At 69.2% G+C, this 21,797-nt stretch carries 21 protein-coding genes and 6 pseudogenes; 16 read left to right on the forward strand and 11 right to left on the reverse strand.

The window, feature by feature from the left end; genetic code table 11:
* A pseudogene (locus tag ABZY44_RS14055) lies at window positions 1–531 on the forward strand (IS701 family transposase); the annotation flags it as partial.
* Between the two features lie 192 nt (window positions 532–723).
* Here the strand turns inward: ABZY44_RS14055 and ABZY44_RS14060 are convergent.
* Together ABZY44_RS14060 and ABZY44_RS14065 are read right to left on the reverse strand one after the other, a co-directional pair.
* On the reverse strand, window positions 724–1,044 hold the full coding sequence (locus ABZY44_RS14060; RefSeq protein ID WP_356653349.1) for a hypothetical protein: 321 nt from the start codon (window positions 1,042–1,044) through the stop codon (window positions 724–726).
* A 33-nt stretch (window positions 1,045–1,077) separates the two neighbouring features.
* Entirely contained in the window at window positions 1,078–1,452 is a 375-nt protein-coding gene (locus tag ABZY44_RS14065; protein WP_356653351.1) for a hypothetical protein, read from the reverse strand.
* A gap of 58 nt (window positions 1,453–1,510) precedes the next feature.
* Between ABZY44_RS14065 and ABZY44_RS14070 the strand changes: the two genes are divergently transcribed.
* Entirely contained in the window at window positions 1,511–1,867 is a 357-nt protein-coding gene (locus ABZY44_RS14070) for a hypothetical protein (RefSeq protein ID WP_356653353.1), read from the forward strand.
* A 26-nt stretch (window positions 1,868–1,893) separates the two neighbouring features.
* On the forward strand, window positions 1,894–2,967 hold the full coding sequence (locus tag ABZY44_RS14075) for a chloride channel protein (RefSeq protein ID WP_356653355.1): 1,074 nt from the start codon (window positions 1,894–1,896) through the stop codon (window positions 2,965–2,967).
* A 79-nt stretch (window positions 2,968–3,046) separates the two neighbouring features.
* Here ABZY44_RS14075 and ABZY44_RS14080 read toward each other — a convergent pair whose 3' ends face one another.
* A complete protein-coding gene (locus tag ABZY44_RS14080) occupies window positions 3,047–4,411 on the reverse strand; it encodes a glutamate decarboxylase (RefSeq protein ID WP_356653357.1) in 1,365 nt (454 codons plus the stop codon).
* Window positions 4,412–4,676: 265 nt separating this feature from the next.
* On the opposite strand from ABZY44_RS14080, the gene ABZY44_RS14085 reads away from it, so the two are divergent.
* Both ABZY44_RS14085 and ABZY44_RS14090 read left to right on the forward strand, forming a co-directional pair.
* Window positions 4,677–5,237, forward strand: a complete 561-nt coding sequence (locus ABZY44_RS14085) for a potassium channel family protein (protein WP_356653359.1) — start codon at window positions 4,677–4,679, stop codon at window positions 5,235–5,237.
* Window positions 5,238–5,554: 317 nt separating this feature from the next.
* Window positions 5,555–5,662 (forward strand): annotated as a pseudogene (locus ABZY44_RS14090) (IS3 family transposase); the annotation flags it as partial.
* Between the two features lie 64 nt (window positions 5,663–5,726).
* Here ABZY44_RS14090 and ABZY44_RS14095 read toward each other — a convergent pair.
* Window positions 5,727–6,042 (reverse strand): annotated as a pseudogene (locus ABZY44_RS14095) (leucine zipper domain-containing protein); the annotation flags it as partial.
* A gap of 255 nt (window positions 6,043–6,297) precedes the next feature.
* Here ABZY44_RS14095 and ABZY44_RS14100 point away from each other — a divergent pair.
* Complete coding sequence (locus ABZY44_RS14100) at window positions 6,298–6,687, forward strand: hypothetical protein (protein ID WP_356653361.1); 390 nt, start codon at window positions 6,298–6,300, stop codon at window positions 6,685–6,687.
* Window positions 6,688–7,706: 1,019 nt separating this feature from the next.
* Here the strand turns inward: ABZY44_RS14100 and ABZY44_RS14105 are convergent.
* Window positions 7,707–8,423, reverse strand: coding sequence for an alpha/beta fold hydrolase (locus ABZY44_RS14105; protein WP_356653363.1), 717 nt, complete (start codon window positions 8,421–8,423; stop codon window positions 7,707–7,709).
* Window positions 8,424–8,923: 500 nt separating this feature from the next.
* On the opposite strand from ABZY44_RS14105, the gene ABZY44_RS14110 reads away from it, so the two are divergent.
* Both ABZY44_RS14110 and ABZY44_RS14115 read left to right on the forward strand, forming a co-directional pair.
* Window positions 8,924–9,238: a regulator gene (locus ABZY44_RS14110; protein ID WP_356653365.1), complete on the forward strand. Its 315-nt coding sequence runs from the start codon at window positions 8,924–8,926 to the stop codon at window positions 9,236–9,238.
* Between the two features lie 261 nt (window positions 9,239–9,499).
* Window positions 9,500–9,901 (forward strand): winged helix-turn-helix domain-containing protein, encoded by a 402-nt coding sequence (locus ABZY44_RS14115; protein WP_356653367.1) that lies wholly within the window; start codon window positions 9,500–9,502, stop codon window positions 9,899–9,901.
* A 51-nt stretch (window positions 9,902–9,952) separates the two neighbouring features.
* Here the strand turns inward: ABZY44_RS14115 and ABZY44_RS14120 are convergent, their stop codons facing one another.
* Both ABZY44_RS14120 and ABZY44_RS14125 read right to left on the reverse strand, forming a co-directional pair.
* Window positions 9,953–10,510, reverse strand: a complete 558-nt coding sequence (locus tag ABZY44_RS14120; protein WP_356653369.1) for a hypothetical protein — start codon at window positions 10,508–10,510, stop codon at window positions 9,953–9,955.
* Between the two features lie 46 nt (window positions 10,511–10,556).
* Window positions 10,557–11,681, reverse strand: a complete 1,125-nt coding sequence (locus tag ABZY44_RS14125) for a hypothetical protein (RefSeq protein WP_356653371.1) — start codon at window positions 11,679–11,681, stop codon at window positions 10,557–10,559.
* Window positions 11,682–12,105: 424 nt separating this feature from the next.
* Between ABZY44_RS14125 and ABZY44_RS14130 the strand changes: the two genes are divergently transcribed.
* The gene (locus tag ABZY44_RS14130; protein ID WP_356653373.1) at window positions 12,106–14,112 is read left to right on the forward strand and encodes a serine/threonine-protein kinase; all 2,007 of its coding nucleotides are present in this window, start codon (window positions 12,106–12,108) and stop codon (window positions 14,110–14,112) included.
* A gap of 148 nt (window positions 14,113–14,260) precedes the next feature.
* On the opposite strand, the gene ABZY44_RS14135 is transcribed toward ABZY44_RS14130, so the two are convergent.
* A protein-coding gene (locus tag ABZY44_RS14135; protein ID WP_356653375.1) for an IS5 family transposase occupies window positions 14,261–15,150 on the reverse strand; the annotation gives its coding sequence in 2 pieces (ribosomal slippage) (window positions 14,261–14,796 and window positions 14,796–15,150; 891 coding nt in all).
* Between the two features lie 415 nt (window positions 15,151–15,565).
* Here ABZY44_RS14135 and ABZY44_RS14140 point away from each other — a divergent pair.
* From ABZY44_RS14140 to ABZY44_RS14155, 4 genes are all read left to right on the forward strand, one after another.
* The gene (locus ABZY44_RS14140) at window positions 15,566–16,420 is read left to right on the forward strand and encodes a maleylpyruvate isomerase N-terminal domain-containing protein (protein WP_356653377.1); all 855 of its coding nucleotides are present in this window, start codon (window positions 15,566–15,568) and stop codon (window positions 16,418–16,420) included.
* A 457-nt stretch (window positions 16,421–16,877) separates the two neighbouring features.
* Window positions 16,878–17,705 (forward strand): methyltransferase domain-containing protein, encoded by an 828-nt coding sequence (locus tag ABZY44_RS14145; protein WP_356653379.1) that lies wholly within the window; start codon window positions 16,878–16,880, stop codon window positions 17,703–17,705.
* 113 nt (window positions 17,706–17,818) lie between these two features.
* Complete coding sequence (locus ABZY44_RS14150) at window positions 17,819–18,652, forward strand: dienelactone hydrolase family protein (RefSeq protein WP_356653381.1); 834 nt, start codon at window positions 17,819–17,821, stop codon at window positions 18,650–18,652.
* A gap of 63 nt (window positions 18,653–18,715) precedes the next feature.
* Window positions 18,716–19,069 (forward strand): hypothetical protein, encoded by a 354-nt coding sequence (locus ABZY44_RS14155; protein ID WP_356653383.1) that lies wholly within the window; start codon window positions 18,716–18,718, stop codon window positions 19,067–19,069.
* An 18-nt stretch (window positions 19,070–19,087) separates the two neighbouring features.
* Here the strand turns inward: ABZY44_RS14155 and ABZY44_RS14160 are convergent.
* Window positions 19,088–19,315, reverse strand: a pseudogene (locus tag ABZY44_RS14160) (transposase); the annotation flags it as partial.
* On the opposite strand from ABZY44_RS14160, the pseudogene ABZY44_RS14165 reads away from it, so the two are divergent.
* Window positions 19,314–19,661, forward strand: a pseudogene (locus ABZY44_RS14165) (transposase); the annotation flags it as partial. The pseudogenes ABZY44_RS14160 and ABZY44_RS14165 overlap by 2 nt on opposite strands.
* Before the next feature lie 9 nt (window positions 19,662–19,670).
* Here ABZY44_RS14165 and ABZY44_RS14170 read toward each other — a convergent pair.
* Together ABZY44_RS14170 and ABZY44_RS14175 are read right to left on the reverse strand one after the other, a co-directional pair.
* Entirely contained in the window at window positions 19,671–20,066 is a 396-nt protein-coding gene (locus ABZY44_RS14170) for a hypothetical protein (RefSeq protein ID WP_356653385.1), read from the reverse strand.
* Between the two features lie 88 nt (window positions 20,067–20,154).
* Window positions 20,155–20,391 (reverse strand): annotated as a pseudogene (locus ABZY44_RS14175) (transposase); the annotation flags it as partial.
* Window positions 20,392–20,476: 85 nt separating this feature from the next.
* Here ABZY44_RS14175 and ABZY44_RS14180 point away from each other — a divergent pair.
* Entirely contained in the window at window positions 20,477–20,818 is a 342-nt protein-coding gene (locus ABZY44_RS14180) for a hypothetical protein (RefSeq protein ID WP_356653387.1), read from the forward strand.
* A gap of 15 nt (window positions 20,819–20,833) precedes the next feature.
* A complete protein-coding gene (locus tag ABZY44_RS14185) occupies window positions 20,834–21,511 on the forward strand; it encodes a hypothetical protein (protein ID WP_356653388.1) in 678 nt (225 codons plus the stop codon).
* The last annotated feature ends 286 nt before the right edge of the window (window positions 21,512–21,797 follow it).

Genomic DNA, 21,797 nt, shown 5'->3' on the forward strand with positions numbered 1-21,797 from the left:
GACGTCTTCCACGTCATGGCCACCACCCGCCACGACACCGTCGTGACCCGCTGGGCCATGGACCATCCCGTTCACGACCTGTTTCCCGGACTCCCGAGGCAGAAGTGGAAGCGTCGTTCCTGCGGGAACGGCGCCCACGGCCCGCGCGTCTACGACTGGGCCAGGGTGGAGGTCCGGCCCTGGCACCGTGAGGACCGCCGGCACTGGGTGATCGCCCGCCGAAGCGTCAGCCGGCCCGACCAGGTCTCCTACTACATCGCGTACTGCCCGGCCGAGACGACCCTCGACGAGCTCATCCGCATCGCGGGCAGCCGTTGGGCGGTCGAGGAATGCTTCCAGACCGCCAAGCAGGAATGCGGCCTGGACGACTACCAGGTCCGCCGCTATCCCGGCTGGCACCGCCACATCACCCTCGCCATGGCCGCCCACGCCTGCCTCACCGTCCTGCGGGCCCGAGCCTCGGACACCGGGAAAGCAGAAACGGATCCTCCCAGCTCATACCCCTCACCCTTCCCGAAATCCGACGCCTGATCACCCGCCTCACCCACCGCCAACCAGCACCCGTCGAGCACATCCTCCACTGGTCACACTGGCGCCGCAGACGACAACACCAGGCCCGCACCAGCCACTACAAACGACGCGGACACACACCACCCGAAGCTGCCAACCTGTCAGACCAAAGACCGTTGCAGTACTAGGGCTCAGGCGATTACGAGAAGTGGTTCACGTCCACGTGTCGTACGCATCGAGCACAGCCTGAATCCCGTCTTCCCAACTACTGAAGTACCCCCGGATCATCGTGAGCGTTACCGCTGGCGTGGTTTTCCTGCCGTCCATCACAAAGGGGTGGCAGAAATCGCCCGATGTGTCCGCCGCGTACATATGCCCCACCCTGGTGAACCCACAATCGTTCGGGTTCGGATCGGTACACACGAAGACATAGACATCCCTGTCGTCCTCCTCGGGCGAGACGAGGAACAAGCCCCGCCTTGCCACCTCGTTCCGCACACGACGATCGATCTTCAACACATCCAGGAACGCCATGACCAACTCCGTCCGGTCTGCCCGGCCACCCCATCAGTGACCGATGACAGTCTGTTTTGTAAGGAGGAGTAGCGGCGGCAAGACCGCTCCACGTTGGCTTGAAAAGGCCCCGGTTCGCGCGCTTGCCACGAACAGGTGAGTCATCGCCGCGAGTCGACCCTCGAAGGGGTCGGCACCGCGGCCCGCAAGGGCAAGCACGGCGGCCGGCCGCCGGTCATCACCGAGGACCTGCTCCACACTGTTCTGCGACGCCGCGCGGGCGATGAGACGGTCGAACAGATCCAGCCCGATCTGATCACCGCTACCGGCCGCCGCAGGGGGCAGAACCCGAGCCTGTCCAGCATCTACCGGGCGCTCGCCGAACACGAGAAGCGTCAGGCGTACCCGGAGGCCGTCGAGCAGGCGCACGCCGACTTCGCCGCCCTTCAGAGGGTCGGGAGTATTCCGGGCCAGGGAACATCAGCGCATGATCTACGCAGCCCATCGTGCGAAGGGTGCCCCCGTGCTCGGGGCCCTGCCTGGCCAGGACGGACCCTTCGGCCGCCGGCCCGCCCCGGGCGAGCACGACGACACCCACGTGGACACCGAGGAGCGGCGCCGGGAGATGTCGATGCTCGATCTCCCGGATCTGCGGCACAACCCGCGCGCGCCGCAGTACAGGCGGCTCGGGGCCCTGGAAGTCCGGTACGGGAAGGCATCACGAGGATGTCCACCAAAGCGCCGCACTGTCGTGACGGTGCCGGAGTTCGAATGGATCGTACTCTTTGTCCAGGAATGGGTTGAGGAAGTAGCTGTCGGTGTCGGGGGCGCCGAAGACGGTTGAGCTTCCCGGGATCCCGCCTCGCGGCGGTGGCTTCGCTGGGACTTGGCGCGGTGCTCGGCCCCGAGGGCCCGCTCATCTTGCTGGGCAGCGGGGTGGCGGTCTGGCTGATGCGCCTGTTCAAGGCGGACGTACCGGCGCAAGGTCAGGCGATGGTGGGGGCTGCGGGGAGCTTCGCCGCGGTGAGCACCCTGCTGGGGCCGCCCATCACGGGGGCTTTCCTCCTCATGGAGGTGTCGGGGATCGGCGGGCCGATGCTCGGGGTCGTGCTGGTGCCGGGGCTGCTTGCCGCAGGTACCGGCTCGCTCGTGTTCGTGGGCCTGGACAACTGGACCGGTCTCGGCACGTTTTCCCTAGCGATCCCGGACGTGCCGCAGGCCACTTCGCCCACCGTGACCGAGCTCGGCTGGGCGCTGGTCATCGGCCTCTTGGCGGCCTCCGTGGGCACGGGCAGCCGGAAGCTGTCCCTGCTGCTTCAGGCGCGGGCCGAGCGGCACCTGATCCCCGCCACCGTGCTGATGGGCCTGGTGGTCGCCGGGCTCGCCATCGCCTACGCCCAAGGCTCCGGGAAGGCCGCGACCGAGGTCCTGTACTCGGGACAGTCCGCCCTGGGACCGCTGCTCTCCAACAGCGCCGGCTACACCGTCGCCACCTTGCTCTTGCTCCTCGCCTGCAAGGGGCTGGCCTACTGCGCCTCGCTGAGCGCCTTCCGAGGGGGCCCGATCTTCCCGGCGATGTTTCTGGGGGCGGCGGGCGGGATCGCTCTTTCGCACCTTCCGGAGCTGCAGCTGACCTCCGCGTTCGCGATGGGCATCGGCGCCATGTCGGTCGCCATGCTCAAGCTGCCGTTGACCGCGGTGCTGCTGGCCACCCTGTTGCTGGGGGTGCAGGGCCTGACCGTGATGCCGCTGGTGATCCTCGCGGTCGTGGTCGCCCATGTCGTGACGCTCCGGCCGGCGGGCCCGACGCCGGTGCACCGAAGACGTCCGCGCCGGCATGACGAACCGTCGGGCGGGCGCCCCATCCCCTCGATGGGCCCTTCCCGGGGGAATCGGCAGCAGTCACCGCACTCCTGCTCTGTCACCGCAGCCGATGCCCGCTGACTGACCGGTGCCGTCGTCCGTCCCGCGAGCCCGACACCAGGCCGGCTCCCTTCCTCTTCCAGGCGAGCGGGCCACCGCGTCAGTAGCCGGTGCCGCGCTTGACCTGGGCCCGCTCGATCACGTGGGCCCCGCCCTTCTCGTCCAGCGTGCGGCATGCGTCGGCGATGTCCTGCGTCAGGCGGTCGATCTGCTCGCGACTCAGGGTCTCCTTGACCAGGGCGCGCAGGATCTTCACGTTCTCCGCGTTGGGCGGGAGGGTGTAGGCGGGCACCATCCAGCCCCGCTCGGCCGAGAGCTGCCAGGCGATGTCGGACTCGTCGTAGGCGTGCTTGCCGGTGAGACGGAAGGCGACCAGCGGTAGCTGCTCGAGGTCTCTCCCGATCACTTCGAAGCGGCCGCTGCTCTGCAGGTTGTCCGCCAGCGCGTGGGCATTCTCCTGCATGATTTTCATGATGTAGGTGTAGCCCTGGCGGCCGAGCCGCACGAAGTTGTAGTACTGCGCGAGCACCATCGACGCACCGGTGGAGAAGTTCAGGGTGAACGTCGCGTCCGTCTTGCCCAGGTAGTTCTCGTAGAACACGAGATCCTTGGCCAGGTCGGCTTCCTCGCGGAAGACCAGCCATCCGATACCGGGGTAGACGAGGCCGTACTTGTGTCCCGAGACGTTGATCGAACGGACCTGTTCGAGCCGGAAGTCCCATTTCGAGTCCGGGTAGAGGAAGGGCCACACGAATGCGCCACTGGCGCCGTCGACATGGATCGGAATGTCGAGGTCCCGCTTCTTGCGCACGTCCCGCAGGAGCTTGTCGATCCCGACGACATCGTCCATGTGGCCGGTGAAGGTGGTGCCGAGGACGGCGACGACGCCGATCGTGTTCTCGTCGAGGTGCGGCTCCACGTCCTCCGGGCCGATCGTGTACTTGTTCTCGGCGAGCGGAACGATCCGCGGCTCGACGTCGAAGTAACGGCAGAACTTCTCCCACACGACGTGGACGTCGCCCCCGAAGACCAGGTTGGGCCGGTCGATCGACAGGCCGGCTGCCTGGCGGCGCTCGCGCCACTTCCACTTCAACGACAGCGCGCCGAGCATGATCGCCTCGGACGAGCCCTGGGTCCGGCACCCGGTCGTCCTGCCGGGCGCGTGGAAAAGGTCGGCGAGCATGCGCACGCACCGCTGCTCGATCTCGGCGGAAATGGGGTATTCCGCGTGGTCGATGAAATTGCGGTGCAGGTTCTCGGCGATCAGCCGTTGGGCCTCCGGCTCCATCCACGTGGTGACGAACGTGGCGAGGTTGCGCTGCGGGTCGCCCTCCATGGCGAGATCCACATCCACGAGCCTCATCGCATCGGTGGCGGCCATGCCCTCCTCGGGGAAGGTCTCCGAGGGAGCGGGCACCGTCAGAAACCGGTTACCGAAAAGAGTCGAATCGTCATGCTTCGTCATGCCTCGATTCAACAGCTCGCGGTCTGGTACGGGCGCGGGACACACCGGTCTCCGACGGTCGCCGTTGTCCGTCGGCCGCGCGGAACAGGGCGCGCCGAGAAGGAGACGACCAGGAGCCAGGCACGATCCTTCGCCCTCGTGGCACTTCGGCGCGGCCCGCCATCCCGGTGAACCGCATGGTGCGCCTGCCGTACGCCGCCCAGGGCAGTGGGAGGCTGGTCCACGAGCCGGCGCGGCAGCGCATGTGCGGGTGCATCGGGGGGCCGTGGACAAGGGACCGAGTAGAAGCCGCCGCGAGTCACGGCGCGCCATCCTGCGGTCGCTGCTGGCCACGGCCATCCTGCTCGCCGCCTACTACCTGCTGCCGCTCGATTCGGCTTTCACCACGGAAACGGTCCTCGGGCTCGTCGGCGGCATCGCCGCGGTGACGCTGCTCCTGATCTGGCAGGTCAGCAAGATCGCGCGGTCGCAGCGGCCCAGGCTGCGGGCCATGGAAGCCGTGGGGACGTCCCTGCCGCTCTACCTGCTCCTGTTCGCCACGACCTACTACCTGATCGAGCACAGCGCCCCCGCCAGCTTCAGCGAGACGCTGTCACGGTCCGACGCGCTGTACTTCACCATGACCGTGTTCAGCACGGTCGGCTTCGGCGACATCAGCCCGCGCAGCGAACCGGCCCGGCTGCTGGTCACGGGCCAGATGACGGCGAACCTCCTGCTGATCGGCGTCGCCGCCCGGTTCCTGATGTCAGCGATCGAGCAGGCCAGAACCCGGCAGCAGCGCCCCTCGGCCGACGACCGGAACGAGGGGACCCCGGACGCACTGTGACGGCCGCCGTCACCTCTCGACCTTGGCCGTGACGCGGCGGGCCGCCTCAGGCCCTGGTGCTGCGGCCCGCCCGGTGAGGCAGGCCGCGACGACACCTTGCCGGTTGCTGCCTACAGCTTGTCGACCTCGTGGGTCTGCGGCGTTCCGCCCCGCTCCTTCAGCTTGTCTTCCACCTCGGCGGCCTCGAAGTCCCAGGCGAGCGAGCACGCCGACCGCTGCGAGGCCCGCGCTGAGCTGGTCGGTGATCTTCGCTGCGCCCTCTTCGGTGATCTTGAGGCCCTTGTGGAAGAAGTGGCCGATGACGTCGCCTCCGACGAGACCGCCTCGAGCTCGCCACCGCCGAGTACGTCGACTGGTACAACCACCGACGACTCCACGGTGAAATAGGGCATATCCCGCCCGCCGAATACGAGACCAACCATTACTACGAAACCACGAAACCCCAGGTCACAGTCACGACCAAGAGTCTCGATCAAACCCGGAACGGTTCACCCGGTGCACCGTCGAGGGCACGAGCCGCAGGTGGTGGGCGATGCGGGCCAGGTCCCCACCGCCGCAGGACCCTGGCCTTGACGATCCGCCGCTCGGTGCGGGTCGCCGTCCGTCGGGGGTGTGGTGCGGGCGGAGGAGTGGTCGCTCATGCGGCCTCACCGCGGGCCCGGTAGCGGGTGGCCCAGCGTTGGGCGGTGGTGGGTGAGACCTGGAAGCGTTCGGCGGCACGGCGCAGTGGCCAGCCGTCCTCGACCACGCAGCCGGCCAGACGCAGGCGTCCGGTCTCGGTCAGGGGTGCATTACGGTGGGGCACGAGGGCCTTTTGGTCGGTGTTGACGTCGCAATCCACACCGAACCCGGAAGGCCCTCACCCGTTCAAGAGGCCTCAGCCGAGACCCCCATCACCCGTCCACAACGTCCCGGGGCAATACACCTACCCCACCGCCCGGTGTGCCAGCGCCTCCACCTGGACAGTGGTCGTAGCCGGCCCGGCTCCCGCCTCGGATACCGTGTTCCTCTACGGGGTGCCATAACGGATGTGACGCCCCCCACCGGAGGTAGTCAGCGTATGAGTTCAAAGCGCAGCAAGAATCCAGCCCTGCCCGTACTTGACGACGCATTCCGACTCACGTCGGTCAAGGATGCCGAAGAGTCCACCCGTGACTTGGCCGCGCGGCTGGCCACCACCGAGCTGCGCCGCGTTTCCCACCCGGGCCGGGTCACCTGGGAGCCCACCGATCAGGCCGATCCCGTACCGGTCCCGCCGAGTGTGGTCGACGGTGACGGGGACCTGTGGCTGCGGGACCGGGGCACTGGCACCTGGACCATGCCCGAGTTCAACCCGAAGGAGTTCCCGGCCCGCTGTGGCGAGGTTCTGACGTGGAACCAGCTTGCCCGCGAGTTCGGCCCGCTTACCGCACTGGCCGACGACCGCCGCATCGGCGGCGGCCGGCGCTGACCGCGCAGTCTTCTGGTGTCGCTGGTCGGTGAACTGAGCAGTCGTCAAGGCTCTGACCTGGGGTTGTGCAGTTTGGGTGAGCGGTTTTGGTGATGGGTCGGCTCACTGAATCTGCGTAGCATCGGGGTTCGTTGGTCTTCTGACCTGCGTTGCTCGTCGGCCTGACCGCCGCCGCTGCGCAGGTTGGTTGAGTGCTGCGCAGATTCACCGGTCGGCGACAGCTGGTCTTCGACCCGTTCGACCCGACCGAGATTGATGCGAGTGGTCGTTACGTCCGACTTCTCTTCGTTCGTGATCGCTCGATCGTGGTATCGATCGTTGTCCGGGCTGCTCGATGGGCATGTCCATGTTGAGATGCGGGCGTGGAGAGAGAGCCGTATCTCAGCGATTTGTAGGATGGGCTGTGGGCGTTGATCGAGCCGATGATGGCGGCCTGGAAACAGGGCCGGGTGGCGCGGTCGGCGACCGGGGATCCCGGGTCCTGTGACCTGAGGGAGGTCGTGAACGCGATCTTCTATCAGAACGGGTGTCGGCCCTTGCGGGTGGTGTACTCGTCGACGCCGACTACTCGCGCAGCGGGCACTTCCGGCTCGGGAAGTGCGTCTACCAGCCGCAGGACAGTGCTGCGGCTGACCGGCGCACCGACGATGTCGGCCAGCCGGGATCCGGCCCGGCCCGCGAGGGCGAGACCGATCGCCGCCGGGTCGAGCGAAGTCGCTCGGTCCGCTGGCCGTGCCTTCGGGGCAGGCCGGGTATCTGCCCGGCGAACGTCCTGCGCCCGAAACCAGCTTCCGAGGTGTCACAGGGAGTTCAGCCATCACTCACAGTGCTTGGATCACACAACCTGAGCCAGAACTCAGGAAATGACGGCAGCGTCGCCTTCCCGGTGACCACCCCGCCGATCTGCTTCGGAAGTCGGTCCTCATTCGTTCAGCGGAAAAACGGCCGTGCCGACTGAGGCGGACCCGTCCGGCGTACATCACCCTCGGCGGACCAGCCCTCAACGGGAGCGGACGTGCTCACACTGGCATGTGACGGGCGAAGAACGACCGTACGAGGTTGCGCACGGCGGGCACGGTGACGCGCGGGCCTGCCCGACCGACCATGGCGGCGCGTCCGGCATCGGTCATCAGGCCGGCCGTGTGGAGCTGGGGGACGAGGGCCGCATAGTCGGTGAAGACCCAGTGCGTGGTGTCGTCGCGCTGCCGCCGGGTGACGGGGCCCGAGTGAGCGAGGAGGGCTGCCCAGGACCGGTCCAGCCTGGCGTCGCGGAAGCCGTCGGTGCCGGCCAGGAGCAGCGGCCGGTCCGTCCCGTGCCGGGCCACCGGCAACAGTTCGCCGTCCATCTGGTCGAGGTACCCCTCCAGGTTGACGGCGGCGGCGATCCGCCGGTCCTCGTGGAGTGCCTGCGCGGCCGCGGTGCCGCCCGCGGAGTGTCCGTAGACCCCGGCCCGGTCCAGCCCGAGGGTGTCGAGGACGAAGCGGAGGTCGGCGACCCTAGTGTCGATCATGGTGCGGAAGGTAGCCGCGTCCATGTCCGGGCGCAGCATGGTCGTCCGGATCCGGTCGCGTCCCGGCCGCTCGTTGGGGAACTCCACCTCGCTCGCGTCTCCGGGGTGGTCAACGGTGATGACGGTCCAGCCGTACGAGGCGAGGTCGGTCGCCAGGGAGCTGCCCATCGTGCGGGCGTCGCCGCCGCCGGGGCTGTAGAGCAGTACGGGGCGCCGGCCGGGCACGGGTGGGGCGCCGGCTCGGGCGTGGGTGAGAGTGGCTGCCCAGTCGACCCCCGTCGCCGGCAGGTGGGGCGGACCAAGTGGGCTAGGAAGGCAAATGCGCCGGCGGCGCCAGGCGTGAGCTGCGGGAGGCGCGGGAAGCCGCGGCCGGGCACGGCCGGCCGCAGGATGGCGACCATGAGCTCGCGTACGCCTATCTCGGGCTGCCACGGGTCGTTGCGGGAACGGTCGACGAGGTGCAGGATCCGGGCGCCGACGGGGTACGGGCCGGTGGGCGCGGGCAGCCGGAGGAAGAGCCCGGCGGAGCGCTCGGAGCCCGAGGCGGAGCCGGGGGCGGCCGTGGCGAGGAACAGGGCGGCGGCGCCGGCGAGGGCGCCCTTGGTGAAGGAACGGCGGCCGGGCGTGAAGGAATTGGTCATGGACGGCATCCTGGGGGCGGGTGCGGTGGCGGGGCGAAGCTTGCGGCCCGACCCGAAAGGCTGGCTGGGGACAGGGAGATGTGCGTGATCCGGATCCATTTCACGGCGGAGGATTTCGCCCGGGTACGGTTCGCGCCGCGGCCCTCGCCGGTACCCGAGCTGCACGCTGCCCTGATGATGCTGGGCGCCCCGCACGAGGAACTGCTGTTCGGGCTCTGGCGGAACAGACTGTTGCGGAGCCTGACGAGCGCGGTCGGACCGCTCGCGGACCTGGCGCCGGACGGGCTGGCCCCCGCCTTCCTCGACGTCCTCGGCGACACGCTGGACGAGGGGGTCGCGCTGATCAGGGCCGCCCGCCCGGAGTCCGTGCGGGCCGGGATCGAGCAGGTGTACGCGTGACGGCCGGCCCCGCCGTGGATCCGCGCCCTGCACGGCGGGACCGCCGACGCCTGGCGGACACTCGGCCGGGCACAGCGGGCGGCCCATGAGGCGGTACTCGCGCCGGTCTGGCCTCTGGTTCAGGACCTGCACCGGGCGGAGTTCACCCGCCATGCCCTAGCCGTCGCCGAACACGGCCTCGGCGCCACCCTGACCGACCTGGCACCGGGGTCACGGCTGCGCGACGGAGTCTGGGAATGGCTGGGGCCGGGAGCCGGGGGTGTGCGGGAGATACACCTCGGGGGACGCGGAATGATCCTGCGCCCGACATTCCACTGGCGTCGCGGCCCGCTCGTTCAGCACCTGCCGGACCGCCCGACGGTGCTGACCTACCCGGCAGGCCGAGGGCTGCCGCTCGTCCCGGAAAGGAGCGGCCAAGCGGACGAGCCCCTCGCGGGAGTCCTCGGACGCACCCGACTCGCGCTCCTGCGCGCATTGGACGAGGCACGTACGACCACAGGACTGGCCCGCTGTATCGGCGTCAGCAACGCCACGGCCTCAGCCCACGCCTCGGCCCTACGCGCCGCTGGTCTCCTCACCACCACGCGCACAGGCCGTTCGGTGCACCACGCGCGAACGTCCTTGGCGGAGCTGCTGCTGACCGGCGGCACCGCCGACGGCTGACCCGCGCCAGCCGGACAGGCCAGAGTCCCAGGAGACGCCGGTAGGGCGGGCTCATTTCCAGACGGCAAACGCCTCGTCGTCGCTGCGCCGCAGCAGGCCACCCTTGACCCACTCGACCTTGTCGGGCGCCGTGCTGGAGCCCGATGCGGCGAGGTAGACGGAGCAGGCCTCGTAGCTCTCGCCGGCCGGGGCCTGCTTGAACTTGCTGGAGTCGTGCTCGTCGAGGCACTTGTCGAACTTCGGGGCGTCCTTGTAGCTGAGCTTGCCGTCCGCGCCCACGATGGGTTGCGGGAAGGCGCTCATGATGTTCAACCGGGTCAGCGCGTCCCCGTCCGCTGTGACGTCGAAGGAGGGGCCGTTCACGTCCCCGGCATCGGTCTTGGTCACGCGGTAGTGGACGTAGTACGGCGTACGGCCTTGATACTGGTCTGCATCCTTGAGCACGGACAGGTCGCCGGAGGTCCCGGCGTCCACGCGCTCCACGCTGACCTCCAGATTGTCCTTCTTCGCCTTTGCGCCGAAGGAGAGCTCCTGGGTGTCGGAGCATCCGGTGAGTACGAGTGCGGCGGCAGTGGCGGTGAGGACGGCGAATACGGTACGGCTGTTCAAGATTCCCCCTGGGTTGGTGATCGAAGGGATTGCGGGCGGTCGGCGGTCAGGACTTGCCGACACGGCCCCGGGTGAGCATCAGGTCCATGGCGACGAACGCCCCCAGCCCCAGAAGCGCGGCAAGGTGCAGCACCCACCAACCACGTTCAAAGCTGCTGACGCGGCCCGCTGAGACAACGTCGTTCCCGAGCAGCACCAGCGGAAAGGTGACGGCGCACAGAAGACCCGCGACCCTGAGGGCAAGAAACCGCGCGTGCGGCCAGATGGCGCGGCCGGCGATGGTGAGCATGCCAAGGAACGAGAGCAACCATGGCCAGGTCAGCAGCCCACGCCAGGGGTCCACGGCCGGGAAGAGGTCCAGCCCCAGGACGTCCTCTGTCAGCAGGAAGGCACCGCCCTTTGACGTTCCGCCCTCGTACTCGAAGAGCATGGCGGGCAAGGGCATCGCGGCGGCGAGCACCGCCAGCACTGCGGCACAGGTCAGCATCGCTCCCGTGACGAGGCTCCAGCGAGGCCCGTAAGCGTCCGGCAGGGCAGGCTGGCGGGCGCCGACGGCCGGGCCCGGCTGCCACACTGGCGCGTACGGACGAGCGGAGTCCGTGTACGGATCCCCGCCCACGGACGAGTGGGCCGCCGAGGTTCCCACCTCGAAGATCCGCACGTGTGCGGGCGCGTACCGCCGCGTCTTGGCGGTCAGCTTCCCGAGGTCGAACTTCCGCCGCTCGAGCGCTACATGGAGCTGTGCGGGCATCGACGCATCGGGTGGCAGCACCTCGGCCCCGGCGGGTACGGCCACACCGTCGCGCAGTTGCGTACCGATCAGTACCTGCGGCCCGAGCGCGGCCGACTCGGCGACGACGAAGGCGGTGACATCGGTCCACGGCAACCGGACGTGGCCGATGCGCACGCCGGAGGAGTCGAACTGGAAGAGGACGCGCCGCGCGTCGAACCACGTGAAGACGTAGGGCACCAGCAGCACGATGACCGTGCCGCCCTTCACGTCCAGGGCCCAGCCGAGGACCAGCGCGACACCCACCAGAGCGCCGATGACGCCCCAGAGCTTCGCGAGGTCGGATGGGGAGAACGGCCCTGTGACACGGTAGCGCTCCCAGCGAGCGCGTCGGCGCGCAGCTCCTGCCGGCGGCATGGGTGCGTGTTGCGGACGGGTCATGCTGCTATCCCCTGGTGTGTGCTTCAGGCCAACACGGAACGCGACACCTCTCGGGCACCCCCCGCGAGCCAGGGTCGGCTCGCGGAACGTTTGTACCTCACACCGGTGTTGGGCCGCCCACACTGTGGGCAGCCGGAGACGAGGATCACAGAGCAGGGAGCCGGCCCAGAGGGCATTTCCGTCACGTTGGTCCATCTCGGCCTGTCCGGCCTGTTCGGCCTGTCCGACTGATCGGCTGGTCCGGGTATCGCGCCGTGTTCGGGGTGAGCCAGCGCGTCATACGGTTGATCGTCGCGAGGCGAAGCGCGGCGGCCGAGCGCTGCCGGCGAGTGGTCAGGGGCAGGTACACGTGTGCTCTGCTCTGCGGGGTGGGCCCCCAGGGACCGGTGGCTGGCTGTTTCCGGTGGCCGCTAGGGTGATCGACATGATGGGGGCAGCGGGCGACCTGGTGGGCGGGCGGTATCTCCTGGTGGAGATGGTCGGGCGCGGAGGGATGGGGCGCGTGTGGCGTGGCCGCGACTCGCTGCTCGACCGCGAGGTGGCGGTCAAGGAGGTGCTGCTGCCGCCCGAAACGGCGCCGCACGTCCGGTCGGAGCTGATCGCGCGCACCGAGCGGGAGGCACGGGCCGCAGCCCGGCTCCGGCATCCGGGCATCGTGACGGTCCACGACGTGGTGCACCACCAGGGTGTTCCGTGGATCGTGATGGAGTTCATCACCGGGCCCTCGCTAGCCGGCCTCGTCAGGGCCGAAGGACGCCTCGGCTGGGAGCGGGTCGCCGCCCTCGGGGAGACGATCGCCGACGCCTTGGCCCACGCGCACGCCGCCGGGGTGGTCCACCGCGACCTGAAGCCCGACAACGTGCTGCTCGCCGGTGACAGGCCGGTCATCACCGATTTCGGCATTGCCCGTCTCCTGGACGCCACCCAGCATCTGACAGGGACGAATACCGTCATCGGCACTCCGCAGTACATGCCGCCGGAGCAGTTGGAGGGCCGACGTGTGGGGGCCTCGGCGGACATGTGGGCGCTCGGTGCGACCCTGTACACCGCGGTCGAGGGACGCCCGCCGTTCGACGGGTCGACCCTGACAGCGGTCATCACGGCCGTGTTGACCCAGCCCGCGCCGTCGGCGGTGCGCGCCGGCGCCCTGGCGGACCTGCTCGGTGAGCTGCTGTCCAAGGACCCGGCACGGCGCCCTGACGCCGTGAGCACGCGGGCGCGGCTGGATGCCGCCCGGTCGGCGGCGCCGAGCGCCGTGGCCGCGGGGTACATCCCCACAGTGAGGGTGCAGGCCCCGGCGGTTCCCGCAGACGTGGCCGCTCTCGCGAGCGCGCCCACCGCGGCGGCACCGGCCGCCCCCGCCCTCGCGTCGTCCGGGCCGCGCCGCCGTGGTGTCCTGCTGGGCGTATTGGCCGCCCTAGGCGCGGCATCGGGGACGGTCATCGCCGTGCGCCAGTTTGCCGACCATGACGCCCCGTCCGCCAAGAACCGGGCCGGCGACTCGTGGAGCGCACTCAACGTTGCCGACAGCACCGTGATGTCGCTCGCCTACAGCCCCGACGGAGGGCTCTTGGCCGTGGGCTGCCAGGACGGCACCGTCCGGCTCTGCGACACCACCACCCGGACCGTTGCGGCCACCCTCGCCACGAAGGCCGAGGAGGTGCGGCACCTTCTGTTCAGCCCCGATGGCAGGACCCTCGCCACCGGCACGGCGCTGGGTGCGTCAAAGGCCGAACTCTGGGACGTGGCGACCCGCACCAGCCGCTCCACCCTCGACCGCCACGGCCCTGTCGGCGACGTGCTCGCCTTCAGCCCCGACGGCAGAACTCTCGCCGTCTCCGGCGACGACGACCTCCTGATGTGGGACACAGCCACCGGCACACTCACCGCCACGCAGACCGGTGACCGGGGCTGGCTGAACGTCCTGGCCTACAGCCCCGACGGGAAGACCCTCGCCATCGGCGGAGAAAGAGGCCAGGGACATGCGCTGCGGCTGTGGACCCCCGGCTCCAGCAAGGATCCCGCCGTGACCGAAATCCTCGATGGAGCAGTGGAGTCGGTGGCGTTCACACCCGACGGACGGGGCGTCATCACCGCAAGCCAGGGGAAGAACGGGCTGCGCCTGACGGACCTGGCCCACCCGGCTGGCACCGCGACCACCGTCCTCGACCAGGAGGTCATCCAGCGGGCAGCAATCAGCCCGGACGGCAGCACCATCGCCGCCGTCATCATTTCCGACCGCACCGTCAAACTCGCTTTGTGGTCCCTCGCAACCCGCACCCGCATCACCACCGCAGACCTCAGCAGCACCCTTGGGGGCGGGATCCCGGTGCAGCCGATCTTCAGCCCCGACGGACGGACGCTGGCCACCGCCAGTGAGGACAACACCGTCCGACTTTGGCCGCTCCCCATCCAGGCCGCTCACCCGTAGCCACGGCCTCTGGTCGGCACAGAGCCCGGCGGCCCGGGGCACGTGAGGTTGTGAGTGTTTGGCGTCGAGGCCATGACATCAACGGAGGGCAAGGGTCCCGTGTGGGGCTGCGTGGTGCCGATCGGGCTAGGGGGTGTCTGACAAATGATCATCCGGCTGGTTCGCGGAGCCAGAGGATCAGGGAGGCCAGGACGAGCCCGGCGCGGTAGCGGTCGGCGAGCTTGTCGAACCTGGTCGCGATCGCCCGGAACTGCTTGAGACGGGCGAAGCATCGTTCGACCACGTTGCGTTCGCGGTAGATGACCTGGTCGAAGGCGGGCGGCCGGCCGCCAAGGCGCCCTCGGCGCTGGCGGTTGGCCACCTGGTCGCGGCGTTCGGGGACCGTGGCTGTGATGCCCCGGCGCCGCAGCAGATGGCGGATCGCCCGGCTGGAGTAGGCCTTGTCGCCCAGCACTCGGTCGGGTGTCGTGCGCGGCCGGCCCGTGGTGGCGCGTCGGATGCGGATGCCGTCGAGGACCTGGGCGAACGCGGTGGCATCGTTGACGTTGCCGGGCGTGAGCACGATCGACAGCGGCAGGCCCCGGCCGTCGACGGCGAGGTGGACCTTGGTGGTCAGCCCGCCTCGGGACCGGCCGAGGGCCTGGCGCGTCTGCGAGCGGCCCGGATCGTCCAGTTCGTCCCCGTCCGCGCCCCCCTTTTGCGGGCGCCGGCGGCGTGCTGATGGGCCCGGTTGACCGTGGAGTCGACCGCGACGGTCCACTCGACCCGGCCCACCGCGTCATCGCGGACCTGGACGTGCTCCAGCAGCTTCGCCCAGGTGCCGTCCGCTTCCCAGCGGGCGAACCGCTCGTAGACGGTCTGCCACGGCCCGTACCGCTCAGGCAGATCGCGCCACGGAGCACCGGTCCGCAGCCGCCACAACACACCGTTGACCACCTGGCGGTGATCACGCCACGGACGGCCACGTCCGTCCACCTGCGGCAACAAGGGCTCTATCCGCTCCCACGCCGCTTCCGTCAACTCACCTCGACCTGCCACAAGATCAATTATCAGACACGCCTTAGTGATCGTCGCGATCGGGATCGGCGTGATGATGATCGGCAAGAACATGATCACCTCAGAGAACTCGACTCTCTGGGGCAGCCAGGTGATCAAGTAAGGCGCGACCTGCCGGAGCTGCTCCAGGGGGCGGCGAGGTGACCCACTCGTTGGGCGCCGAAGAAGCCAGGGGCAGGCAGGACGGAAGCAAGGACTTCTTCGGCCGGATCGCCGTCCTCGTCGCAGGCGCCGTCCGTGCGGGCGAAATCGCACTCATGTGGGTCACGATCAAGCACCGGAAACTCGAACCAGAGCCACAACACTCACGGGTGATACACCGGTGAGTGCACAGCACTGTCGCAACTGTCGTACCCGGCGGTAATCTGCGGACCGGTCCGCAGCATGGGGGAGTGGTATGGGAACCGTCACGGGATTCGATCCTTCCGCAGAGCACGAGAAGACCCGTGCCGCGCTGGGTGCCGTAGTCCCGCGGCTCGTCCGGCTGCTGCGCGACGTCCCCGACCTGGACGCGGCCTCCGGTGTCCCCGTGTGGACGGTGAGCGACGTCGGCTCGCACCTCTCGGCCGTGTACATCGGGTACTCCTCCGCCAGCAGCGCGGACGAATCCATGGACTGGGACAGCATCCTGCCGGCGGGGGAAGGGCCGTTCAGCGAGCGGATCGCGGCCATGAACGCCACATCAATAGGCCTCTTCGGCGGCAACGACAGGGCCCGTCTGGGCGACTTGGTCGCCGAGTGGGGCGAGGTGTTCCTGCGGGTCACCGAGCACCTCGCCCCGGACACCCCTGTCACCGTGCCCTGGTTCGGGCAGGACATCACGCTGGCGACGGTGACAGGCCTGATGCTCAGCGAGAGCCTCGTGCACGGTCTGGACATCGCCCGCGGCGCCGGACTCTCGTGGCCGATCAGCCCGAACGAGGCGCGCCTGGCACTCGGTCAGACACTAGCGACGACGATGCCACTGGCCCTGGACTCCGAGAAGGCACGAGGTGTCAGCATTGCCCTCGACCTCGCCATCAAGGGCGGCCCGCGGCTGGCGGTCGTCGTCGACGACGGAACGGTGACGGTGACCCGCGATGCTCCGCCACGCGCCTACGACTGCAGGATCACGGCGTCGCCGACCGCGTTCCTGCTGGTCTCCTTCCGGCGCACGCCGACCTGGAAGGCGATCGCGCGCGGCCAGATGCGAGCCTCCGGCCGCAGACCGTGGCTCGCCATGCGGCTCGGCGAACTCATCGCCACTCCCTGACCCAGGGCTGATTCATAGTCCTGTCTGCATCGAGTGGGACACGCGACTGGCTGAGGACAAGAGCGCGCACACCACGCCCCAGGAACTGCGGAACTTCTTCGCCGGGGCCCGGGCGACCGAGGTCACGGCATTCGACGCGGGGCCCTGGGACGGCAAGTTGAGCTGCGGCTTCCTGCCGTCCGCGGGACACCCGATCGTGTGCGCATGGACCGACTCCGGCACATCCGGCCGGGTAGTGCTCGCAGACGAACAGAGTCTCCCCGGGGCCGCCGAGATCGCCCGGCGCTTCCGCACCGCATCAGAGAAGCGCACCTGACCCGCACCGCGTACCTCCCGGCGATCCGACCGCCTCTCGACGGACGTCGGCCGGGAAGCCGGATCCGGGTGGAGGCCGGTGCCGGCGCCCAGCCCCCCTCTCCAACGTGTGGCATCGCCGGCGCCGCGAGACAATCGGTGCATGAGCGGCACAGAGCCCGGAAGCACAGAGCCCGGGGATACGGGGCGCTACGGCGAGCGGGTCTTCCGCCCCGAGGCCCGCGGTGAGGGAGACCGGATCGACCTCGGCTCCCTCACCTACGACGAGACGACCATGTCCCGGCTTCGGCAGCTGGGCGTGGGACCGGGCTGGACCTGCCTGGACATCGGAGCCGGCACCGGGACGGTGGCGCGCCGGCTACTGGAGGAGGCGGGCGTCGCGGAGGTCCTCGCGGTGGACCGCGACGTACGTTTCCTCGCCGCGCATCCCGTACCGGGGCTGACCCCGTTCCAAGCGGACATCACCGCGGACGGATTCTCCCCGGGCCTCTTCCGGCTGGTCCACGCCCGCTTCGTCCTCATGCACCTGCCGGACCGGCCGCGGCTGGTCGCCCGGCTCTCGGAGCTGCTCGCCCCCGGCGGGGTCCTGGTGATCAGCGATGCCGTGGACCTGACCACGGACTCGGCGCCCCTCACCCCCTACACCAGCGCGATGCGGGCCATGTGGCACGGGCTGCGCGACAGCATTGGGACGGACGTGTCGCAGGTGGTCCACCACCCCGAGCTGCTTGAGGCGGCGGGGCTGGAATCCGTGGCTGCCGAGATCCACGTACCACCGCTGCTGCCGGGCAGCGCGATCAGCCGGTTCTGGGCGGACACCTGGGACCGGGCCCGGGCGGACATGCTGGCGACGGGGCTCGTCGACGAGGACCGGCTCGCCGAGGCCCTGCGCCTGATGGACTCGCCCGCGTATGCCGGGCTGTCACCCGGCATGCTCACGGCCTGGGGCTGGAAGCCCGGAAACTCGTAGGCGTCCGTCCTCATCGGGGGCAGAGTTGGTTACTGGGGGGTAGGCGTGCCCCGTCGGGGTGTTGTACGGTCCCTTCCGTCAGCGGAAGGGTGGTGCCGTGCGTCGTCCCTCGCGTGCACCACGGTCATGACCTGTCGGGCTTCGAACGCGACGCGTTCACGCACGGAGGCAGCACGCGTCCCGTCCTGCGCCGCGGCAGCGGGCCCGCGGTGATCGTGATCGCGGAGATACCCGGGATCACCCCGAAGGTCCTGGAATTCGCCGAGCGGGTGGCCGCGCTGGGCTGCACCGCCGTGCTCCCGGTCCTGTTCGGCACGCCCGGCCGCGACCCCCACCCCACGGCCCGCGGCCTGTTGCGGGGCGCGCTGTACACCGCGTCCAGCGTCTGGAACGTGTGCGTGAGCCGCGAGTTCACCGTCCTTGCCACCGGCCGGAGTTCGCCCGTCGTGAGCTGGCTGCGCGCACTGTCCGCGTACGAGCACCAGCGCTGCGGCGGCCCGGGCGTGGGCGCCGTCGGCATGTGCCTGACCGGAGGCTTCGCCCTGGCCATGGCCGTCGATGAGCACCTCCTCGTGCCCGTCCTGTCGCAGCCGTCCCTCCCCCTGGGCATCAACGCCCGCCGACGGGACGGCATCGACATCTCCCCCGAGGACCTCGCCACTGTCCGGGGACGCTGCGAGCGCGAGGGCCTGCAGGTGCTGGGGCTGCGCTTCAAGAGCGACCGGCTCACGCCCGGTGCCCGTTTCGCGTTCCTGCGCCGCGAGCTCGGTGATGCTTTCGTCGCCGTCGAGCTCGAGGACGACGACGCCAACCCCGAAGCCGTGCTGCCTCCGCACTCGGTCCTCACCGAGCACCTCGTCGACCAGCCCGGGCAGGCCACCCGCGCGGCGCTGGACGACGTGTTCGACCTCTTGCGGACCCGCCTGCTCCCTGACACGTGCGGCTAGTGCCGCATCAGACAACGTTCGCCCCGTGCGTCGCACCGATGAGGCGGGGTGGAGGATAGCCCCGTGAGCTTCGATCTTGCGGTTCTAGCGATGGACGAATCAGCCGATGCTGCGGCGGCGCGTGCGATGTTCGATCGGTGCACCTCCAAGCACCACGACGAGGGTGAGTTGGATGAGCGAGTGGTCGGGTTCTATGAGCGGCTGCGCTCGCTGTTCCCGGACCGTCCCCCTTTCGCCGCGGAGTCGCCGTGGATGTCGACGCCGCTGACGATCGGTATCGACCACGTGATCATGAATCTGAGCTTCTCGTCGGGGAGCGACTCGGCAATCAAGGCGATCGAGGAGCTTGCAGCGGAGTTCCGCCTGGTCATCTGGGATCCGCAGTCCCAGGAAGCCCATCTGCTGGGGCGTGATTGACCATGCGCTCTGCTCGATTCAGGCGATGTTCGCCCTGCTGACGACGCTGCGGAGGCGTTTGTCGGCGACGTGCTTGTTCCGCCAGATGATGTAGCGGCGGATCATGCTGCCCTGGGCCTTGTGGCTGGCGTGGTCGGTGCCGTGGAGGGCGAAGGAGCGCAGGGCGGTGAACTGGGCCTCGATCCGGTTGAGCCAGGAGCTGTTGGTCGGGGTGTAGGCGATCTCGACGTTGTTCGCCGCAGCCCAATTGCCCCGGCAGGCTGGTGGACGACCACGTACCCGGCCCGACCATGTCGGGGGCGATAAGGCGTACTCGTCACGCCGCAATCGGCGTCACCTGCGCAGACGCCAGATCAAGCACACGATCCCCGAACCGAGAGACCAGCGGGCCAACCGCCAGCGCCGCGGCAGCCAAGGCGGTCGGCCCGCAGGGTTCGACAAGGCGATCTACCGGCGCCGCAACGAAGTCGAGCAGACCATCAACCGCCTCAAGAACTTCCGGGCCGTGGCCACGCGCTTCGACAAGCGGGCGTACGTCTTCCACGGAACGGTCACCGTGGCCGCGATCCGCCTATGGCTCCGCCCGAAGTGAAGCTCCCGTTCAGAGATCCTCGGCACCCGGGTAGTGGAGGCGAAGTTCGCTGAGTACGCGCTCGTCGACAGCCCTGACATCCCACAAGGAGCTGTCGAACTCGGTCAGGACAAGCACCAGCTCGTCCCCGGCGAACCCACATACTTCAGCGTCGATCAACTGAAGGAAGGGGGTCGACAACGACAACAGCGTCAACGTGTCCATGCCGGAGTCTGCGGACCTTCTCTCCATCTCGACACAGCGAGGATCGACGATCTCGTCAAGTTCGACGCGCCAGGTCAGGTCCAGGCCGAAGATGCCGAGGCGAACCAGCAGCTCGGCCAAGGTCACGTAGTGCTTTCCGCGCCAGGCACGAAACGTGATCCCCTTCATCCCCGCCTCTGCTTCGGCTGTATAGCGCGACATGCGACCCCCTTCGTTCAGCGAACACTAGGCCACAGCCCTGATCGGCTCACACGACCCATCGGACAGTCCCTAGATCGTTTCCTTCGGATCACCTCGCCGACCAGATGAAGAGGGCGGCGAGGTGGAGCCCGGCGAGGTAGGTGGTGGCGGTCTTGTCGTAGCGGGTGGCCAGGCCGCGCCATTGCTTGAGCTTGTTGATGCAGCGCTCGACGGTGTTCCGTCGCTTGTAGGCCTCGCGGTCGAAGGCCGACGGCCTGCCACCGCGGCTGCCGAGGCGTTTGCGGTTGGCGGGTGGGTCGGCGGGCTGCGGGATCACCGCCCGGAGCGGGCATCCCCGGACCCTCCCGGCGGTCTCGTGGGCATTGGTGTACTGGACCGTCGCAGCAGGGCAAGGCAAGGGGCGGGCACGCGTGACGGACTGGAATGACTTCGAGTGGGTCGTCCGGAGGCTGGAGGTCCGGGACCCGCAGCGGCTCTCGGGTGAGGAGCCGGATCTGGACGAGTGCACCAAGCAGACGATGACGGCGCTGGCCGTCTCACTGGGCTGCCTGTACGAATTCTGCGTCGACTACGACTGCTACGACGACGACACGCCCTACTACGCGTGGTGGGTCCGGCTTCCGGCGGCCGAGCACGCCAACGTCGGCAAGGACGGCCTTCCACGGGTCATCGGGCCGCTGCGCGAAAATCTGAGTACCCAGCTTCCCGGCGGTCTGAAGTGGGAGATCCTCCCGGACCGTGAGCTGACGTAGGACCACGCCAGCAGCATGGCCCTGCCGGCCGCCCACGACGACCTGATCGCCCCGTTCGAGCGCGCCCTGACGCCGTTGCGCCGGGATGGGGCTGACGCGCTTGATCCGCGGGCGAAGGTCTGGAAGTGGCAGAAGGATTTCCTGGCCGGCACGTTCGACCTGTGGCTGCGTACAGACCCGGACCGATCGGGCGCGTGGCTGGTGGCCACGGTCGGGCTGTGGACCGAACCGCAGTTCCTGGACCAGGAACCGGCGGCTCGCCTTGGCCACTTCGACTTCACCCCGCACCATCCGCTGCTCTTCCTGCCCCCGTCCGCCGGCCCCGGCGACGTTCACCGCCGCGTCACCTCCGGCTCCTTCCCCAGCAAGGACAGCCCCTGGGCGACGAAGGCCGCCGACGCCCTGGGGGCGGCTCACCAGTGGAGCGCCAACGACCCCGTCGTCCTGGCGGACCGGGTCGTGCGTGATCTCAAGCTCCTGTGGCCGCACCTCACCGGGCCGGGGGGGGCTGATGAAGGCACCGAACGGTTCCTTCGACCGCGAATGACGGACACCCACCCAGACCGTGGCCCCTCCGAGCACGGGTGGCTTCGTACGCGAAAGACCCCCGATGCACCGCCATGGCCGAGGCCCTGGTGCCGCTGCTGCGGCGGTCCTGCCCCGAGAACGCGGGCGGCTACGGCGGCGGGTTGAGGACGTCGGGGCCTTCGCCGCGGCGGCTGCGGTAGTTGTTGACGCGTACCTCCGGGAGAAGGTCCAGGAGTTCGGCGACGTTCACGCGGCAGCCTCGAAGTCGTCCCGCCTGGCCGGGGCAGGCACAGTTCGGCGTCCTCCGCAGTCCTGCCCCCGGCCCGACCCGCATGTGCCCGATCCGCTGTCCGACCCGGTCAGCCCGGCAGTGCCATCAAGCTGACTGTTGGTCAAATTGCTTGCAGGCAAGTGCTGGTCGCCCTCTTGCCTGGCCTCGTCGGTTGGCGAA

Origin of the sequence: Streptomyces sp. NPDC006544, assembly GCF_040611715.1 — a bacterium.
Lineage (GTDB): Bacteria > Actinomycetota > Actinomycetes > Streptomycetales > Streptomycetaceae > Streptomyces.

What these genes read in the sequence shown, in the direction of transcription:
- ABZY44_RS14080 (WP_356653357.1), bottom strand. Translation starts at nt 4,411, where the DNA reads ATGACGAAGCATGACGATTCGACTCTTTTCGGTAACCGGTTTCTGACG.
- ABZY44_RS14170 (WP_356653385.1), bottom strand. Translation starts at nt 20,066, where the DNA reads ATGTCGCGCTATACAGCCGAAGCAGAGGCGGGGATGAAGGGGATCACG.
- ABZY44_RS14145 (WP_356653379.1), top strand. Translation starts at nt 16,878, where the DNA reads ATGAGCGGCACAGAGCCCGGAAGCACAGAGCCCGGGGATACGGGGCGC.
- ABZY44_RS14070 (WP_356653353.1), top strand. Translation starts at nt 1,511, where the DNA reads ATGATCTACGCAGCCCATCGTGCGAAGGGTGCCCCCGTGCTCGGGGCC.
- ABZY44_RS14100 (WP_356653361.1), top strand. Translation starts at nt 6,298, where the DNA reads ATGAGTTCAAAGCGCAGCAAGAATCCAGCCCTGCCCGTACTTGACGAC.
- ABZY44_RS14130 (WP_356653373.1), top strand. Translation starts at nt 12,106, where the DNA reads ATGATGGGGGCAGCGGGCGACCTGGTGGGCGGGCGGTATCTCCTGGTG.
- ABZY44_RS14125 (WP_356653371.1), bottom strand. Translation starts at nt 11,681, where the DNA reads ATGACCCGTCCGCAACACGCACCCATGCCGCCGGCAGGAGCTGCGCGC.
- ABZY44_RS14185 (WP_356653388.1), top strand. Translation starts at nt 20,834, where the DNA reads ATGGCCCTGCCGGCCGCCCACGACGACCTGATCGCCCCGTTCGAGCGC.
- ABZY44_RS14060 (WP_356653349.1), bottom strand. Translation starts at nt 1,044, where the DNA reads ATGGCGTTCCTGGATGTGTTGAAGATCGATCGTCGTGTGCGGAACGAG.
- ABZY44_RS14140 (WP_356653377.1), top strand. Translation starts at nt 15,566, where the DNA reads ATGGGAACCGTCACGGGATTCGATCCTTCCGCAGAGCACGAGAAGACC.